At 71.7% G+C, this 15,111-nt stretch carries 14 protein-coding genes; 11 read left to right on the top strand and 3 right to left on the bottom strand.

Features of this window, described 5'->3' with window-relative positions; genetic code table 11:
* The first annotated feature begins 23 nt into the window (after positions 1–23).
* The 4 genes from AB5J51_RS03485 to AB5J51_RS03470 all read left to right on the top strand — a co-directional run bounded on the left by AB5J51_RS03485 (position 24) and on the right by AB5J51_RS03470 (position 4,086).
* Positions 24–1,196: an acyl-CoA dehydrogenase family protein gene (locus tag AB5J51_RS03485; protein ID WP_369776785.1), complete on the top strand. Its 1,173-nt coding sequence runs from the start codon at positions 24–26 to the stop codon at positions 1,194–1,196.
* Positions 1,197–1,238: 42 nt separating this feature from the next.
* Positions 1,239–2,411: an acyl-CoA dehydrogenase family protein gene (locus AB5J51_RS03480; protein ID WP_369776784.1), complete on the top strand. Its 1,173-nt coding sequence runs from the start codon at positions 1,239–1,241 to the stop codon at positions 2,409–2,411.
* Between the two features lie 81 nt (positions 2,412–2,492).
* Positions 2,493–3,353 carry a 3-hydroxybutyryl-CoA dehydrogenase gene (locus AB5J51_RS03475; RefSeq protein WP_369776782.1) on the top strand — a complete coding sequence of 287 codons (861 nt, stop codon included), beginning with the start codon at positions 2,493–2,495 and terminating at the stop codon, positions 3,351–3,353.
* Between the two features lie 121 nt (positions 3,354–3,474).
* Positions 3,475–4,086, top strand: a complete 612-nt coding sequence (locus AB5J51_RS03470; protein WP_369776781.1) for a TetR/AcrR family transcriptional regulator — start codon at positions 3,475–3,477, stop codon at positions 4,084–4,086.
* 53 nt (positions 4,087–4,139) lie between these two features.
* Here the strand turns inward: AB5J51_RS03470 and AB5J51_RS03465 are convergent, their stop codons facing one another.
* Positions 4,140–4,862 carry a dienelactone hydrolase family protein gene (locus tag AB5J51_RS03465; RefSeq protein WP_136226590.1) on the bottom strand — a complete coding sequence of 241 codons (723 nt, stop codon included), beginning with the start codon at positions 4,860–4,862 and terminating at the stop codon, positions 4,140–4,142.
* A gap of 253 nt (positions 4,863–5,115) precedes the next feature.
* On the opposite strand from AB5J51_RS03465, the gene AB5J51_RS03460 reads away from it, so the two are divergent.
* The 5 genes from AB5J51_RS03460 (at position 5,116) to AB5J51_RS03440 (ending at position 10,415) form a co-directional block, all read left to right on the top strand.
* Entirely contained in the window at positions 5,116–5,658 is a 543-nt protein-coding gene (locus tag AB5J51_RS03460; RefSeq protein ID WP_133895638.1) for a GNAT family N-acetyltransferase, read from the top strand.
* A 294-nt stretch (positions 5,659–5,952) separates the two neighbouring features.
* On the top strand, positions 5,953–7,311 hold the full coding sequence (locus AB5J51_RS03455; protein WP_369776778.1) for a discoidin domain-containing protein: 1,359 nt from the start codon (positions 5,953–5,955) through the stop codon (positions 7,309–7,311).
* Entirely contained in the window at positions 7,311–8,555 is a 1,245-nt protein-coding gene (locus tag AB5J51_RS03450) for an MFS transporter (RefSeq protein ID WP_369776776.1), read from the top strand. Before AB5J51_RS03455 ends, AB5J51_RS03450 begins: the two co-directional genes overlap by 1 nt.
* Positions 8,552–9,538, top strand: coding sequence for a TolB family protein (locus tag AB5J51_RS03445; RefSeq protein ID WP_369776775.1), 987 nt, complete (start codon positions 8,552–8,554; stop codon positions 9,536–9,538). The genes AB5J51_RS03450 and AB5J51_RS03445 overlap by 4 nt, the downstream gene beginning before the upstream one ends.
* Before the next feature lie 262 nt (positions 9,539–9,800).
* Positions 9,801–10,415: an RICIN domain-containing protein gene (locus AB5J51_RS03440; RefSeq protein ID WP_136226595.1), complete on the top strand. Its 615-nt coding sequence runs from the start codon at positions 9,801–9,803 to the stop codon at positions 10,413–10,415.
* A gap of 76 nt (positions 10,416–10,491) precedes the next feature.
* On the opposite strand, the gene AB5J51_RS03435 is transcribed toward AB5J51_RS03440, so the two are convergent.
* Positions 10,492–11,487, bottom strand: coding sequence for a hypothetical protein (locus tag AB5J51_RS03435; RefSeq protein ID WP_369776774.1), 996 nt, complete (start codon positions 11,485–11,487; stop codon positions 10,492–10,494).
* Between the two features lie 207 nt (positions 11,488–11,694).
* Between AB5J51_RS03435 and AB5J51_RS03430 the strand changes: the two genes are divergently transcribed.
* Together AB5J51_RS03430 and AB5J51_RS03425 are read left to right on the top strand one after the other, a co-directional pair.
* Positions 11,695–12,429: a M4 family metallopeptidase gene (locus AB5J51_RS03430; RefSeq protein WP_369776773.1), complete on the top strand. Its 735-nt coding sequence runs from the start codon at positions 11,695–11,697 to the stop codon at positions 12,427–12,429.
* Between the two features lie 228 nt (positions 12,430–12,657).
* Positions 12,658–14,124: a multicopper oxidase family protein gene (locus AB5J51_RS03425; RefSeq protein ID WP_369776772.1), complete on the top strand. Its 1,467-nt coding sequence runs from the start codon at positions 12,658–12,660 to the stop codon at positions 14,122–14,124.
* Positions 14,125–14,154: 30 nt separating this feature from the next.
* On the opposite strand, the gene AB5J51_RS03420 is transcribed toward AB5J51_RS03425, so the two are convergent.
* The gene (locus AB5J51_RS03420) at positions 14,155–15,057 is read right to left on the bottom strand and encodes an NAD-dependent protein deacetylase (RefSeq protein ID WP_136226599.1); all 903 of its coding nucleotides are present in this window, start codon (positions 15,055–15,057) and stop codon (positions 14,155–14,157) included.
* Positions 15,058–15,111 lie beyond the last annotated feature (54 nt).

The raw sequence follows: 15,111 nt of genomic DNA, 5'->3' as shown, positions 1-15,111 counted from the left end.
CCCTTCGCGTCCCGGAGGACACCATGGACTTCCGCTACACACCCGAGCAGGCCGACCTCAAGGCCCGCGCCGCCGCCTACACGTGGCTCCTGATGAGGTACGAGGACCAGTCCGAGGAGGCCGGCGGCCCGCTGCCCGCCGAGACCGTCCGCGAGCTGACCCGCGAAGCCATCGAGGCGGGCGTCTACGCCATCAACATGCCCGCCGAATGGGGCGGGGCCGGGCTCTCCCTGCTGGACCAGGTCATCGTCGAGGAGGAGTTCGGCAAGGTCACCAACTGCCTGTGGGACATCCCCTGGCGGCCCGCGAACGTCCTCGCCCACGGGACCGAGGCGCAGCGGGAGAAGTACCTGCTCCCCGTCATCCGGGGCGAGCGGTTCGACGCGTTCGCCGTGACCGAGCCCGGCGCGGGCTCCGACCCGGGCTCGTGCACCAGTACGGCGACCCGTACCGACGGCGGCTGGCTGCTGAACGGCGAGAAGTGGTTCGTGACCTGCGGAGACATCGCCGACTTCCTGCTGGTGCAGGCCGACGCGGGCCCGGAGCGGGCCGCGACGCTCTTCTTCGTGGACAAGCAGGCGGAAGGCGTCCGGATGACCCGGGTCCCCCGGTTCATGCACTCCGCGGTGAACGGGCACCCCGAGTTCACCTTCACCGACGTCTTCGTCCCCGACGAGGACGTGCTCGGCGGCGTGGGCGACGGCTACGAGCTGACCAAGGAATGGTTCACCGACGAGCGGCTGATGATCGCCGCCCGGACCGTCGGCGCCGCCGAACGGGCCCTGGAGCTCGCCCGCAACTGGGCGGTGGAGCGCCGCCAGTTCGGCTCGCCCATCGCCGACTTCCAGCTGGTCCAGGGCATGCTCGCCGACTGCGCGGTCGACATCGCCGTCAACCGGGCCTACACCCACCAGGTCGCCTGGGAGGCCGACCAGCCCCACACCGACCGCAAGACCCTGCACGCCAAGGCGTCGACGGCGAAGCTCGCGGCGAGCGAGGCCGCCGGGCGGGTCATCGACCGCTGCGTACAGATCTTCGGCGGGCGCGGCTACGACCGCTCGTACCCCGTCGAGCGCATGTACCGCGAACTGCGCGTCGACCGGATCTGGGAGGGCACCTCCGAGATCCAGCGCCTGATCATCGCCAACGAGCTCGTCAAGCGCGGCACCCGGGCCCTCGCTCTGCCCGGCGCCTGACCCCCGTACCGCACCGCCATTCAACGATCGAAGAGGAGTGACATGGACTTCCGCCTCACCCCCCGTCAGGAAGAGCTCAAGAGCTCGGCGCGCGCGCTCACCGAGTTCATCATGAAGTACGAGCTCGACTGCGAGGAGAACAACGGCCTGCCCCCGCACGCCCACACCGAGATCCGCGACGCCGTCCTCGACAGCGGCCTGCAGGCCGTCAACATGCCGGAGGAATGGGGCGGCGCCGGGCTCACCATCCTGGAACAGGTCACGGTCCAGGCGGAGCTCGGACGGCTGACCGGCGCACTGTGGGACATGGTGTGGCGCCCGGCCAACGCCCTGTCCTTCTGCACGCCCGAGCAGCGGGAGCGCTACCTCGTCCCCGTCATCCGGGGGCAGCGCCGCGACTGCTACGCGGTGAGCGAACCCGAGGCGGGCTCGGACCCGCAGAGCCTGCGCACCACGGCGACGCGGACCGACGGCGGCTGGGTACTCAACGGCGAGAAGTGGTTCGTCACCGTCGGCGACCACGCGGACTTCATGATCGTGCTCGCCGCCGCCGGGGAGGAGGGCGCCCCGACCCTGTTCCTCGTGGACAAGGAGACCCCGGGCATCGAGATGACCCGGGTCCCGCGCTGGATGCACACCTTCGTCTACGAGCACCCCGAGTTCACCTTCACCGACGTGCGAGTGCCCGAGGACGCCGTGCTGGGGGAGGTGGGCCACGGCTACGACATCACGCGCTCCTGGTTCACCGAGGAACGGCTGATGATCGCCGCCCGGACGATCGGCGCCGCCGAACGGGCCCTGGAGCTCGCCCGCAACTGGGCGGTGGAGCGCCGCCAGTTCGGCTCGCCCATCGCCGACTTCCAGCTGGTCCAGGGCATGCTCGCCGACTGCGCGGTCGACATCGCCGTCAACCGCGCCTACACCCACCAGGTCGCCTGGGAGGTCGACGAGGGCCGCACCGACCGCAAGACGCTGCACGCCAAGGCGGCCATCGCGAAGCTGGCGGCGAGCGAGGCCTCCGGCCGCGTCATCGACCGCTGCCTGCAGATCTTCGGCGGGCGCGGCTACGACCGCTCGTACCCCGTGGAGCGGCTCTACCGCGAACTGCGCGTCGACCGGATCTGGGAGGGCACCTCCGAGATCCAGCGCCTGATCATCGCGGGTGAACTGGTCAAGCGCGGCACGGGCGTGCTGCACATGCCGTCCTCCGTGTGACCGTAAGGCGGTCCCGGCCCCGGTTCGGGGCCGGGACCGCCGCCGCGTACGGCACCAATCCTGCATGTGAACGGAGAACCGATGACCGATGTGGAACGTGTCGGGATCGTGGGCTGCGGCCTGATGGGATCCGGCATCGCCGAGGTCTGCGCCCGCGCGGGCCGCGACGTCGTGGTGGCGGAGACGAGCACGGCGGCCGCCGACGCCGGCCTGCAGCGGATCATGCGTTCCCTGGCGCGCGCTGCGGACACCGGGAAGCTGACCACGGCCGAACGGGACGCCGCGGCCGGCCGGATCACCATGACCACGGACATGGCCCTGATGGCGGACCGGGACCTGGTGGTCGAGGCCGTGGCGGAGGACGAGCGGGCGAAGCTGGAGGTGTTCGCCCGGCTCGACCGGGTGGTGGAGCGCCGGGACGCCGTGTTGGCCACGAACACCTCTTCCATACCCGTCATCCGGCTGGCGGCCGCCACCGCGCGACCCGGCCAGGTGGTCGGCCTCCACTTCTTCAATCCCGTCCCGGTGCTCCCCCTGGTCGAGCTCGTGCCCTCGCTGCTCACCGACGAGGGGACCGCCCGGCGCGCCCACGCCTTCGCCTCCGAGGTCCTGGGCAAGCACGTCGTCCGCGCCCAGGACCGGGCCGGATTCATCGTGAACGCGCTCCTCGTGCCGTACTTGCTGGCCGCGGTGCGGATGGCGGAGTCCCGGGCCGCCTCCCCCGAGGACATCGACCGGGGCATGACCCTCGGCTGCGCCCACCCGCTCGGGCCGCTCGCGCTGGCCGACCTCATCGGGCTGGACACCGTACAGGCCATCGCACGGTCGATGTACGCGGAGTACCGGGAGCCGCTGTACGCCACGCCGCCGCTGCTGGCCCGGATGGTGGACGCGGGCCTGCTCGGCCGCAAGACGGGCCGGGGCTTCCACACCTACCGCTGACCCGGTGCGCCCCGACGGCCGGTGCGAGGGGGCGTGATGCGCGAGGATGAGGGTCTGGCGGCCGGCAGCCAGGCCCGACCACCCACCCGCCCTGCAGGCGCCGACACGGGGAGTAGCCAACGTGACCAAGGCCGAGCGTGCACTGGAGACGCGCGAGCGCATCCTCAAGGCCGCGTGCGAAGTCATCGCCGAGATCGGCTTCGAAAACGTCAGCATGCGCAAGGTCGCCGAACACGCCGGGGTTTCGAAGGCGCTGCTGCACTACCACTTCGACACCCGCGAGAAGCTCTTCGCGGAGGCCATGACGCACTCCTTCGCCCAGACCGGCACGGATACGGAGGACGGCGGCGACACGGCTCCGGCCACGGTCGTCCTGGCCCGTATCCTGCGCAGCATGCTGCCGAGCGACGCGGATCTGCGTCAGGACTGGAAGCTCTGGCAGGAGTTGTGGGTGCGCGCACAGCGCGACCAGACGGCCCGTCACCTCGCCGTGGACCTGTACGACCAGCTCCACACCTGGGTCGGGGGAGCCGTGGAACGGGGCATCGGATCGGGCGAGTTCACCGAATGCGACGTCGCCGCGGTCAGCACGCTGGTCCTGGCGCTGTGCGACGGCCTCGGTATCCGCCTGATGCTGGACGACCCCCGGGTCGACCTTGCCACGGCCCGATCGACGATCTGGCAGGCCATCGCCCCGGCGCTCGGGATCGCCCCGGTCTTTCCGGAGGTGTGACACCTCTTCCCGGAGGTACGAGAGGCGGCGTGCGTGCTCGTGCCTGCCGCCGCTCACTTCAGGTGCCGGTCGTAGAACCGGCCCCCGTCCTCCACCTCGAACCACGGGGTGCCGACGTGTCCGCCCAGATTGGCGTGCAGGGTCTTCTCCTTGCTGCCGAAGGCGTCGAACAGGTCGAGGGCCCGCTGACGGGGGTTCCCTTCGTCGTCCCACTGCAGCAGGAACAGCAGCGGAATGGTGACCTGTCGGGCTTCCTCGCGCTGGGCGCGGGGCACGTAACCTCCGGCGAAGAAGCCGGCGGCCGCGATGCGCGGCTCGACCACCGCCAGCCGAATGCCGACGGCTGTCCACCCCGAGTACCCGACCGGGCCGCCGATCTCGGGCAGGGCAAGGAGGGCGTCCAGGGTGGTCCGCCAATCCGGGACCGCCTTTTCGACCAGCGGGCCGATGAAGGACTCGAAGATCTCGTCGACCGGCTCGCCGGCCTGCATCGCCCGGCGGAGGTCGGCGCGGGCCTGCTCATCGGCGGCGGAACGGGGCCGGTCACCGCACCCGGCGGCGTCGATGGCGGCCACCGCGTAGCCGAACGCCGCGGTTTTCCGGGCCCGGGCCACCAGCCGGGATGCCGCCTTGGGCAGGCCGTTGTTGTGGGCCATGAGGATCAGCGGGGCCGGTGCGGCGGATTCGGGCGTCCACAGGGTGCCGGGGATCTCGCCGAGGGTGAATTCGCGTTCGAGGACGCCGTCGTCGAGGCGCTGCTCGGAAGTGAACTGCATGGTCGTGCCTTTCGGGAGTGCTCTGAACGGCGCTCCCGGACGACCTATCGCCCGACCGTGACCCCGGAGGGGAGCACCCATGTCGATACTGCGTTCACGGGTACCACCTCCTCGTTCTCTCGCACGGCCTCCGGAAAAGTAGCAGTGGTCGCCGTGGTCCGCCAACAGGTTTGCGGAGCCCGGAGCAGAGCGGAGCCGATTGCTCCGCGGATATCCTGCCCAGTCGGCAATCGACCAGGGAGGCCACCCCGCCATGAGCAGCACCACGTCGTCCTTTCCCGATCGCATGGAACTGGCCGGAGAGGGCCTCGTCCTGCGCGACTGGACGGAAGGGGACCTGGCCGCCATGCCCGCGCTGTTCGACGACCCCGACGTCGCGTACTGGACGCCCATCGTCTCGCCCTTCGACGAAGCGGCAGCCCGGGCACGGCTGGAACGGGACCGGAGGATGCGGGCCGAAGGCGCGGTCATCCTGCTCGCCATCACCGTCGACGGTCACGAACCCCTCGGCGAGGTGATGCTGCGGCGCGCCCCCGAGGGCACGGAACTCGGCTACGCGGTCGGACCGGCCCACCGCGGCCGGGGACTGGCCCCACGGGCAGTGCGCGTGATGGCCGCGTATGCCTTCGAGCAGCTGGGCGTGGACCAGGTGATCCTCGAGCTGGAGGCCGAAAACGCCGCCAGCGTTGCGGTCGCCGTGAAGGCTGGCTTCCGCCTGCTCGACCTCCCGTTGATCGAAGGCGACGAGAAGGGGCGGCCCTACGCCTTGCAGACCTGGGCCTTGGACCGCCCCTGACCTCACGGGTGGTCCCGGTCGGACACCGACCGGGGGAGGCCCCCGCCCGTGCCGCCGTGGCCCCCATCCACGCCTGCCGACAGTCGCGTTGAACCACTGGTAGGAAACTTTCCTATCCGCTACGCTCCCCGACGGCGGCTTGGCGCGGTGTTCGATGTCATGGACATGACGTGCTCAGCGAGAGTTCTGACCCGGCCGCCGTGACGCTGTCCCCTGTTCGCCCCCATGGTCCGGGGGCGGCGCTCTCCGCACCGGTGTCCAGCTCTCGCCGTTTCCCAGCCAAGGAGTCCAGGCATGCACCTGTACGCCTCCACCCCACCCCCCACATCAAGCGGCCGACTTCGACCTGCCCTCCTCCTCGCGGCCGTGGTCGCCGTACTCTCGCTCGTCGCCGGCCTCCTCCTCGCCTGGCCCGGCCGGGCCGGGGCCGCCGCCGACCCGCTCATCTCGCGCGGCAAGCCCGCCACCGCCTCCTCCACGGAGAGCTCCTCCCTCGGCGCCGCCAACGCCTTCGACGGCTCCGCCTCGACCCGCTGGGCCAGCGTCGAGGGCAAGGACCCGCAGTGGATCCGCGTCGACCTGGGGGCCGCCGCCACCGTCTCCCGCGTCAAGCTGACCTGGGAGGCCGCCTACGCCAAGGCTTACCGCGTCGAGGTCTCCGCCGACGGCACGAACTGGACCGGGATCGCCGAGGAGAAGGCCGGCAACGGCGGCACCGACGACCTCGCCGGGCTCTCCGGCAAGGGCAGGTACCTGCGCGTGTACGGCACCGCGCGCGGCACGGCGTACGGCTACTCCCTCTTCGAAGCCGAGGTGTACGGCACCGTGGAGGGCGGTCCGCCCCCCGGCGGTGGCGCCTTCACGGTCGTTGCCGCCGGTGACATCGCCGCCCAGTGCACGGCGTCCGACAGCGGCTGCGCGCACCCGAAGACCGCCGCCCTGGCCCGGCAGATCGACCCGAAGTTCTACCTGACGATGGGCGACAACCAGTACGACGACGCCCGGATCGCCGACTTCCGCGCCTACTACGACAAGAGCTGGGGCGCCTTCAAGGCCAAGACCCACCCCGTACCCGGCAACCACGAGACGTACGACCCGGCCGGCTCCCTCGCCGGATACAAGGCGTACTTCGGGAACATCGCCTACCCGCAGGGCAAGAGCTACTACAGCTTCGACGAGGGCAACTGGCACTTCGTCGCCCTCGACTCCAACGCCTTCGACCAAGCCGCCCAGATCGACTGGCTCAAGGCCGACCTCGCCGCCAACGGCAAGAAGTGCATCGCCGCCTACTGGCACCACCCGCTGTACTCCTCGGGCGGACACGGCAACGACCCCGTCTCCAAGCCCGTGTGGAAGATCCTCTACGGCGCCAAGGCCGACCTGGTCCTGAACGGACACGACCACCACTACGAACGGTTCGCCCCGCAGAACCCCGACGGCAAGGCGGCCGCCGACGGGATCGTCGAGATCGTCGGCGGCATGGGAGGCGCCGAGCCCTACCCGATCGAGCAGGTGCAGCCCAACAGCCAGAAGCGCATCAGCGGCCAGTACGGGGTCCTCAAGCTCGACTTCACGGACTCGGGCTACAGCTGGACCTACGTCGCCGCGGACGGGTCGGTCAAGGACACCGGCCCGAAGTACAGCTGCCACTGATGTACCTGGCCAACACCGGCCGCCCGGACGCGCCGCCCCGCCCCCACGGGGCCCGGCGGCGCGTCCCCGCCACCGTCATCGCGCTGGGCGCCGTCAGCCTCGTCACCGACGTCTCCTCCGAGATGGTCACGGCCGTGCTGCCGCTCTACCTCGTCCTGGGGCTCGGCCTCTCGCCGCTCCAATTCGGTTTCCTGGACGGTGTGTTCAACGGAGCCACCGCCCTCGTGCGGCTCCTCGGCGGCCGGCTCGCCGACCGCGGCGGCCGCCACAAGAGGGTCGCCGGCGCGGGCTACCTGCTCTCCGCCCTCTCCCGGCTCGGGCTGCTCCTCGCCGGCGGCGCCACCGCGGGGATCGCCGCCTCGCTCGCCGCCGACCGTCTCGGCAAGGGCGTGCGCACCGCCCCGCGCGACGCGCTGATCTCGCTCAGCGGCCCGCCGGAGTCACCGGGCCGGGCGTTCGGCGTGCACCGCGCCATGGACACCACCGGCGCGCTGCTGGGCCCCCTCGCCGCGTTCGCCGTGCTCTGGGCGACCGCCGACGCCTACGACGCGGTGTTCGCCGTCAGCTTCTGCACGGGCCTGCTCGGCGTGCTCCTGCTCGTCCTGTACGTCCCCTCGGCCGCTCCCGCCCCACGGCTCCGGCCGAGACCACTCCAGCACGCGGCACTTCGTGATCCCGCCTTCCGCCGGATCCTGTACGCCGCCTCCCTGCTCGGAGCCGCCACCATCGGCGACTCCTTCCTCTACCTGCTCCTGCAGCGCGGCCTCGACCTGCCGCCCGCCCTGTTCCCGCTGCTGCCGCTCGGCGCCGCCGCCGGATACCTGCTGCTCGCCGTCCCGGCCGGCCGGATCGCCGACCGCGTCGGGCGCCGGCTGCCGTTCCTGGCCGGACACGCCGCGCTGCTCGGCGCGTACGCCGTCCTGTTGCTCCCGGTGGCCTGGCCGGCCGTGGCCGCGGTGCTGGCACTCCTCGCCGTCTTCTACGCCTCCACCGACGGGGTACTGATGGCGCTGGCCGGCCCCCTACTGCCTGCGCACCGCCGCGCCGGCGGGCTCGCGGTGCTCCAGACCGGCCAGGCGCTGGCCCGGCTGCTGGGCGCCGCGGGTTTCGGGGCCGCCTGGACGTTCTGGGGGCAGGAGCCCGCCCTGTGGGCAGCGGCGCTCACCCTGGCGGGGGCGCTCGCGGCCGCCTGGCGCATTCTGCCCGCCGCCGCACCCGCCCTCGACACACCGGAGGCACCGTGAACCACCGCCCCTCTCAGCTCCGCCGGCTCGCCCTCGTCGTGTTCGCCGTCCTGCTGCTCGGGGGCGGCTCCCTGGGCTACGTACTGCACGCCAGGCACCGCGATCTGCCGCCTGCCGCCGCAGACGGATCGTTCAGCCTGGCCGAACCCGGGCTCTACTACCGGGACTCGGCCACCGGGCGGATCGCCCGCCGCAGCGGCACCGGCGGGCCGCCCGCCACGGGGGGCCCGGCCTGCGAGCGCTTCTACGCCGCGGGGGAGCGCGCCCTGTGCCTGCGCAAGCTGCCCGGCATCCCGGCCCGCACCCAGGCCCTCGTACTGGACCGGCAGCTGCGCGAGGTCGAACGCCTGACGGTACCCGGCATCCCCAACCGGGCCCGCGTCTCGGCCTCGGGCAACGTGCTGTCCTGGACGGCCTTCGCGATCGGCGACTCGTACGCCACGACCGGCTTCTCCACCCGGACCTCGATCCTCGACCTGCGCACCGGCTACCTGATCAAGTCGATGGAGGAGATCCCGCTGACCATCGACGGGACCCGCTACCACGCGCCCGACGTCAACTACTGGGGAGTGACCTTCGCCCGGGACGACAACCGCTTCTACGCCACGGTCTCGACCAAGAGCCGCACCCACCTCGTCGAGGGGGACCTGCACGCCTGGTCGGCGAAGGCTCTGCGCGAGAACGTCGAATGCCCGTCCCTGTCACCGGACAACACCCGCATCGCCTTCAAGAAGAAGGTCTCCGACGACCCCGCCGCACCCTGGCGGCTGTACGTCCTGGACCTGGCGGACCTGCGCGAACACCCGCTCGCGGAGATGCACAGCGTCGACGACCAGGCGGCCTGGCTGGACGACGGGACCGTCGGCTACGCCCTCCCGGGAGGCGAAGGACGCGCCGCCGGTATCTGGTCGGTCCCGGCGGACGGCACGGGCGAACCCCGCCTCCTGGTACCCGGTGGCTCCTCTCCGGCCGCCGCGAGCTGAAAGGAGGCGGCCGGCTGCCGAGTCGGCCGCTCCGGCAGCTCCCGACCGGCTGCGGGCACGCCCCCCCGTGCCCGGCGGTCATGCCGATCAGGTCGAGGGGGGCGGTGCGCACGCCCGCTGGCCGGATCGGCACTCTGACGCGACCGCGCCGGGCTGTGTTGAGCTACGTCCCGGCACGGCCACGCACCGGCACGCACTTCACCGGTGCGTCTTCGGTGTGCCGCCGCACGGCCCTTGTACGCCCGATGAGGTAGGAGAGGTCATGCCCCGTATCACACGATGGACCGCGGTCACTGCTGTCGCCTTCGCCACCGTACTGGCGGCAACGCCCGGTGCCGGCGCGGCCGAAGGACCCGCCGCCGCCGGGGCCGAGGCGGCGCCCCGCCCGGTGTACTGGACCGCGCAGCCGCAGGGTGCGACGGCCGCGGCGCCGCAGCGATTGCTGAACCAGGCCGTTCGGATCACCAACGACTTCGCCAAACGTCCCACCACCCAGTGCCTGGACGTCGACGCGAACGGCGGCGGCAACGGCACGGTCGTCCAGGTCTGGCAGTGCAACGGCTCCAACCAGCAACGCTGGTACCTCTGGAACAACGGCGCGCTCGAGAGCTACCGCTTCCCCGGCAAGTGCCTGGACGCGGACCTCAACGGGGGTGGCAACAACGGCACCAAGGTGCAGATCTGGGACTGCAACAACACCCCGCAGCAGAGCTGGTCGCACCCCTCGGGCGACCGTGCCCTCTACAACGCCCGCTTCTACGGCGGCGGCAACATCGTCATGGACCGTGACGCGAACGTCCTGGGGAACGGCGCCCGCGTCCAGTTGTGGCAGAAGAACTTCCAGTCACAGCAGTGGTGGGACGTGTGGACCGACTGACCCGGTCGCGGGGCGGGGCAGCCCTGCACGGCGTCCGGACGTACGGCGCAGCGCGTCGTCCCGGCCGGGTCGGCGGTCACGGGCTCGGTGGGCCGGGCCGTCGGCGGTGGGGGAGCGGGCGGGTGTAGCGGCGGTGCAGCGCCGCGCGCGCGGCCTCGAAGGCGGTTTCGCCGCAGGAGGCCGGTCCCGCGGCGACGTCGGAGAGGGCATGGATCCGGGTGCGCTCCTCGGCGGCGATGGTTTCGCAGGCCCGCAGTATGTCCAGGGTCGGGGCTCCCGCGTTGACCAGGAGGACGGGCGCGTCGGGTGCGGCGGGCATCTTGAGGGGGAAGGTGACCAGCGACAGAACGGCGAGTCGGTCGCGGCTCTCGGCCCGGGCCCTGACCATGCCGGTGGTGGCGGCCAGGTGCCCGCCGGCCGCCGTCACGTCGTGGAGCAGCCGCAGTGGGCCGGTCTCGGCCGACCGGCGGGAGCGCCGGGGCGTCACGAGCGGGTCCCGGGTGGCGATTTCGTTGCAGGCGAGCTCCAGGCGGCGGGCCACGTGTGGGTCCCGGAGGCCGGAGGCGAGGGCGAGGGCGTGCGGGGCCAGGCGGCCGTCGATCAGCTCGTCGAGCGACAGCAGTTTGAGGGTGCGGGCCCGCAGCAGCCAGGCCACCTCCACCCGGTAGCGGCCGTTGGGGTCGACGGCCTCCAGCTCGAGTCCGCTGTGCCAGCTGACGATGACCCGGTCATGGCGGTCATCCGTGGGGGAAACCTCGACCTGCACGTCCGCCACGGACCAGCGGCGGTTCCCGTACTCGACGAGCGGCAGGCACAACTCCCCACCGGGGGCCAGGGCGCCGGACCGTGCCAGGCCGCTCAGGGTGGTGGTACCGGAGGGACATGAGTGCAGCACGGCGCCGTGGAGGCGAACCGGCAGGAGGCCGCCGGCGAACGTCAGCACCGCCTCCCGGGGCAACCCGGATCCGCATCGGCCGTCATCGGGCTTCCCGAGGCGCAGGGTACTGGTACCGGAGCGGTCCATGGTCTCGGTGTCCGACTCTGCCCGAGCCATCAGGTGCGTGAGATCCATGACGGACCCATACCAGGGCCGAGGCGCTCGCGCAGGACGCCACGCCGGTGCGGGTCGGCCGGCAGGCGCGACGTCGACTTGACGGATCGAGCAGGTGACGGTGCCGCCGCGGCCGGGTCGCCTGTCAGCATGCCGATCATGACTGAGAGTGCATCTGTACGTCCGGTTCGCAGAATATTGGACGGCCGGAACGATCCCGACAGTCCGGTGTCGGCCCGCGAGGAGGGGGGAGCCCCGAGCGGCGACGCGGTGGTGGACGGCGCCTATGACGCCCTCGGCGTCACCTGGGACTTCTTCCGCACGGTGTACGGCCGCAACTCGATCGACGGCAGGGGCGGTCCCGTGGAGGCGGTCGTCCGCACCGGGGAGCCGGGTATGGCCTGGCAGCGGTCGCGCATCCTCCTCGGTGACGGCGGGGTCCCGCCAGTGGAGGCGTTCGCCGAGCAGTTCACGGCCGGCATCATCCACCACACCGCCGAGCTGGAGTCGTACGGTGAGCCCGGCGCGCTCGCCGTCTCGCTCGGGAACGTCTTCGGTGTCCTGGCCAAGCAGTACGGCCTGCAGCACACGGTGCAGGAAGCGGACTGGCTGTTCGGCCGGGGCGTCGCGTCCTCCGACGGAGCCGGCGGCTCACTCAAGGATCCCGCCCGGTTCCACCAGGCGGCCCACATGACCGAGTACGACGACACCTCCGGCGACGACGGGGGTGTTCACGCCAACGCGGGGATCCCGGGCCACGCGTTCTACCTCGTCGCCACCGAGCTGGGCGGCCACGCCTGGGACCGGGCCGGGCGCATCTGGTACAAGGCGCTGATGGAGTACGCCGCCAGGACCACGAACTTCTCCGCATTCCGCTACGCGACCATCGGTGCCGCCCGGGACCTCGACTGGTCGACGGACGTGGTGGCCAAGGCGTGGAGCGCGGTCGGCGTGGAGCGCTGACCGCACTCCACTGGCTCGGGCCCCGGCAGCCGCGTACGGCTGCCGGGGCCCACGTCGTGTTGCCGGTCGTGCCGGTCGTGCCGCTCGGCCGCCCCGATTCGCGGCGTGATACCTGACATTCTCCCGCTTTGGGCAGAGGCCACCCTGCGTGCAGTCAGGATCATGAGGGAGGGCGTTCGACGTGCGAACGCCAGTGCGCACTCCCATCGTTCGCAGGAGGACATTCGCATGGTCACCAGACGTCGCGTGCTCGTCGGCACGCTGGCCACGACGGGCGCGGGCCTGATCACCGGTGCCGGCCTGCTGCCCGTACTGCGCACCGCCACCGCGCAGGCCGCCGACGACGCGGGCCCGGCGGTCGCGCCTGCGCCGTTCACGGTGAAGCTGCCGCCGCTGCCCGTGCTCACCCCGTACTCCACCGAGGGCGGGCAGGACGCGTACCGCATCACCGTCAAGGAGGTCTCGCGGGAGATCCTGCCCGGGGTGCAGACCAAGGTGCTGACCTACGACGGCCACTTCCCGGGGCCGGTGCTGCGGGCGCGCAGCGGCCGACCGGTGTCCATCCGGCACCGGAACACCCTGCAGATGCCGATGGCCGTGCACCTGCACGGCGCGAGCGTTTCCCCCGAGAACGACGGCGCCCCGATGGACACCGTCGCTCCGGGCACCGCACGCACGTACACCTACCCGAACCAGCAGCCCAACGCCACGCTGTGGTTCCACGACCACGCCCACCACATGGAGGCCGAGCACGTCTACCGGGGGCTGTCGGCGGCGTACATCCTCACCGACGACACGGAGCGGGCCCTTCCGCTGCCCTCCGGCAAGTACGAGATACCGATCGCGCTGCGCGACGCCCGTTTCGACGAGAACGGGCAACTGGTCTACGTGATGGACGACTTCCGGGGCCGCACCACGCTGCTCGCCAACGGCCGCCCGAGCCCGTACCTGGAGGTCGCGGCCCGCAAGTACCGCTTCCGCCTGCTCAACACCTCCAACCTGCGCTTCTTCAAGCTGCGTCTCGCCGACGGCGGGCAGTTTGTGCAGATCGGCTCCGACGGCGGCCTGCTGGAGCGCCCCTTCACCACCGACACCGTTTCGCTGTCCCCGGCGGAACGGGCCGACGTGGTCATCGACTTCTCCCGCTACCCGGTCGGCACGAAGATCGTCCTGGAGACCACGATGGGCGGAGGAGCACCCGGCCAGGTCGGCAACGTGCTCCGGTTCGACGTGGTCCGCACCGCCCCCGACCCGAGCCGGGTCCCGGACGTGCTGCGCACCCTGCCCCCGCTGGACGCGCTGCCCAAGCCCGCCGTCGAGCGGAGCATCGTCTTCAGCATGGACGAGGACGGCCGCACCGAGCCGCGCGGGCTGATCGACGGGCTCCAGTGGGACCCGGACCGGATCGACCAGAGCGTCACGTTCGGGACCTCGGAGATCTGGACGGTGACCAACGCCAACAAGCTCATCCCGCACAACTTCCACATGCACCTGGTCCAGTTCCGGGTACTGGAGCGGGGCGGCGTCCCCGTCGGACCGGCCGAGGCGGGCCTGAAGGACACGGTCCAGCTCCTTCCCGGCGAGACGGTGAAGCTGCACGCCACCTTCGACGCGTACCGGGGCACGTACGTCTACCACTGCCACCTGCTGGACCACTCGGCGATGGGCATGATGGCCAACTTCCGCGTGCGGTAGCCGGACCAGGGCCGGGCGGTGACGCCCGCCCTATTCGGCCACCGATCGGTCGTCGACGGGGATGTCCAGGCGGTCGGCCAGGGTGGTGAGGGTCCTCCCCAGGGGGAGCGCGACCCGGGTGACGGCGTGCCGGTCGCCGCGGGTCGGATCGCGGTTGACGATCAGTACGGGTTTCCCGGCCTGGGCTGCCTGCCGGACGAACCGGAGCCCGGACATCACTGTCAGTGAGGAGCCCAGGACCAGCAGCGAGGTCGCCTCACCGACCAGTTCGCGGCAGCGCTCGACCCTTCCCGGCGGAACGGCTTCGCCGAAGAACACCACGTCCGGTTTGAGGATGCCCCCGCACCGCGAGCAGGGCACCACGCGGAAGTCGCGGACCTGGTCGTCGGTGAGGTCGGCGTCACCGTCCGGGTTCAGGCCGGCGGCCACCGGTTCGAAGCCCGCATTGGCCTCCTCGAGCCGCCTGGCGAGCTCACGGCGGGAGCTGGAGACGCCGCAGGAAAGGCACACGACCCGATCCAGCCCGCCATGGAGTTCCACCACGCCCTGGCTGCCGGCGGCCTGATGCAGGCCGTCGACGTTCTGGGTGATCACACCCGAGAGCAAGCCGTGCCGCCCGAACGCCGCCACAGCCCTGTGTCCGGGGTTGGGGCGGGCGCGGCCGAACGTGCGCCAGCCGAGGTGACTGCGCGCCCAGTACCGGCGCCGGGCCGGGGCGCTGGCGGTGAATTCCTGGTAGGTCATCGGGGTATGCCGACTCAGGCTCCCGCCCTTCCCCCGGTAGTCGGGGATCCCTGATTCAGTGGACATGCCCGCCCCGCTGAGCACCAGCACGCCGCCGGTCCTCAGCGCATCGGCGACCGGCTCCGGATCCGTGGTGCCGGGCCGGAGGTCCTCGGTGGGCGTCCAGCTCAGAGTGGGGCGCATGCGCATGCCCCCAGCGTACGGAACGGGCAGGACACCGGCACAGGACCCTGACGTCCGGGT

The organism is Streptomyces sp. R33, from assembly GCF_041200175.1.
GTDB lineage: Bacteria > Actinomycetota > Actinomycetes > Streptomycetales > Streptomycetaceae > Streptomyces > Streptomyces katrae_B.
Note: the sequence above shows the minus strand (reverse complement) of the source record. Positions and strands in the feature narration are given on the sequence as shown.

Excerpts from the sequence above, each read along its gene's own strand:
- AB5J51_RS03485 (WP_369776785.1), top strand. The coding sequence starts at position 24 with ATGGACTTCCGCTACACACCCGAGCAGGCCGACCTCAAGGCCCGCGCC.
- AB5J51_RS03480 (WP_369776784.1), top strand. The coding sequence starts at position 1,239 with ATGGACTTCCGCCTCACCCCCCGTCAGGAAGAGCTCAAGAGCTCGGCG.
- AB5J51_RS03475 (WP_369776782.1), top strand. The coding sequence starts at position 2,493 with ATGACCGATGTGGAACGTGTCGGGATCGTGGGCTGCGGCCTGATGGGA.
- AB5J51_RS03465 (WP_136226590.1), bottom strand. The coding sequence starts at position 4,862 with ATGCAGTTCACTTCCGAGCAGCGCCTCGACGACGGCGTCCTCGAACGC.
- AB5J51_RS03460 (WP_133895638.1), top strand. The coding sequence starts at position 5,116 with ATGAGCAGCACCACGTCGTCCTTTCCCGATCGCATGGAACTGGCCGGA.
- AB5J51_RS03455 (WP_369776778.1), top strand. The coding sequence starts at position 5,953 with ATGCACCTGTACGCCTCCACCCCACCCCCCACATCAAGCGGCCGACTT.
- AB5J51_RS03450 (WP_369776776.1), top strand. The coding sequence starts at position 7,311 with ATGTACCTGGCCAACACCGGCCGCCCGGACGCGCCGCCCCGCCCCCAC.
- AB5J51_RS03440 (WP_136226595.1), top strand. The coding sequence starts at position 9,801 with ATGCCCCGTATCACACGATGGACCGCGGTCACTGCTGTCGCCTTCGCC.
- AB5J51_RS03435 (WP_369776774.1), bottom strand. The coding sequence starts at position 11,487 with ATGGATCTCACGCACCTGATGGCTCGGGCAGAGTCGGACACCGAGACC.
- AB5J51_RS03425 (WP_369776772.1), top strand. The coding sequence starts at position 12,658 with ATGGTCACCAGACGTCGCGTGCTCGTCGGCACGCTGGCCACGACGGGC.
- AB5J51_RS03420 (WP_136226599.1), bottom strand. The coding sequence starts at position 15,057 with ATGCGCATGCGCCCCACTCTGAGCTGGACGCCCACCGAGGACCTCCGG.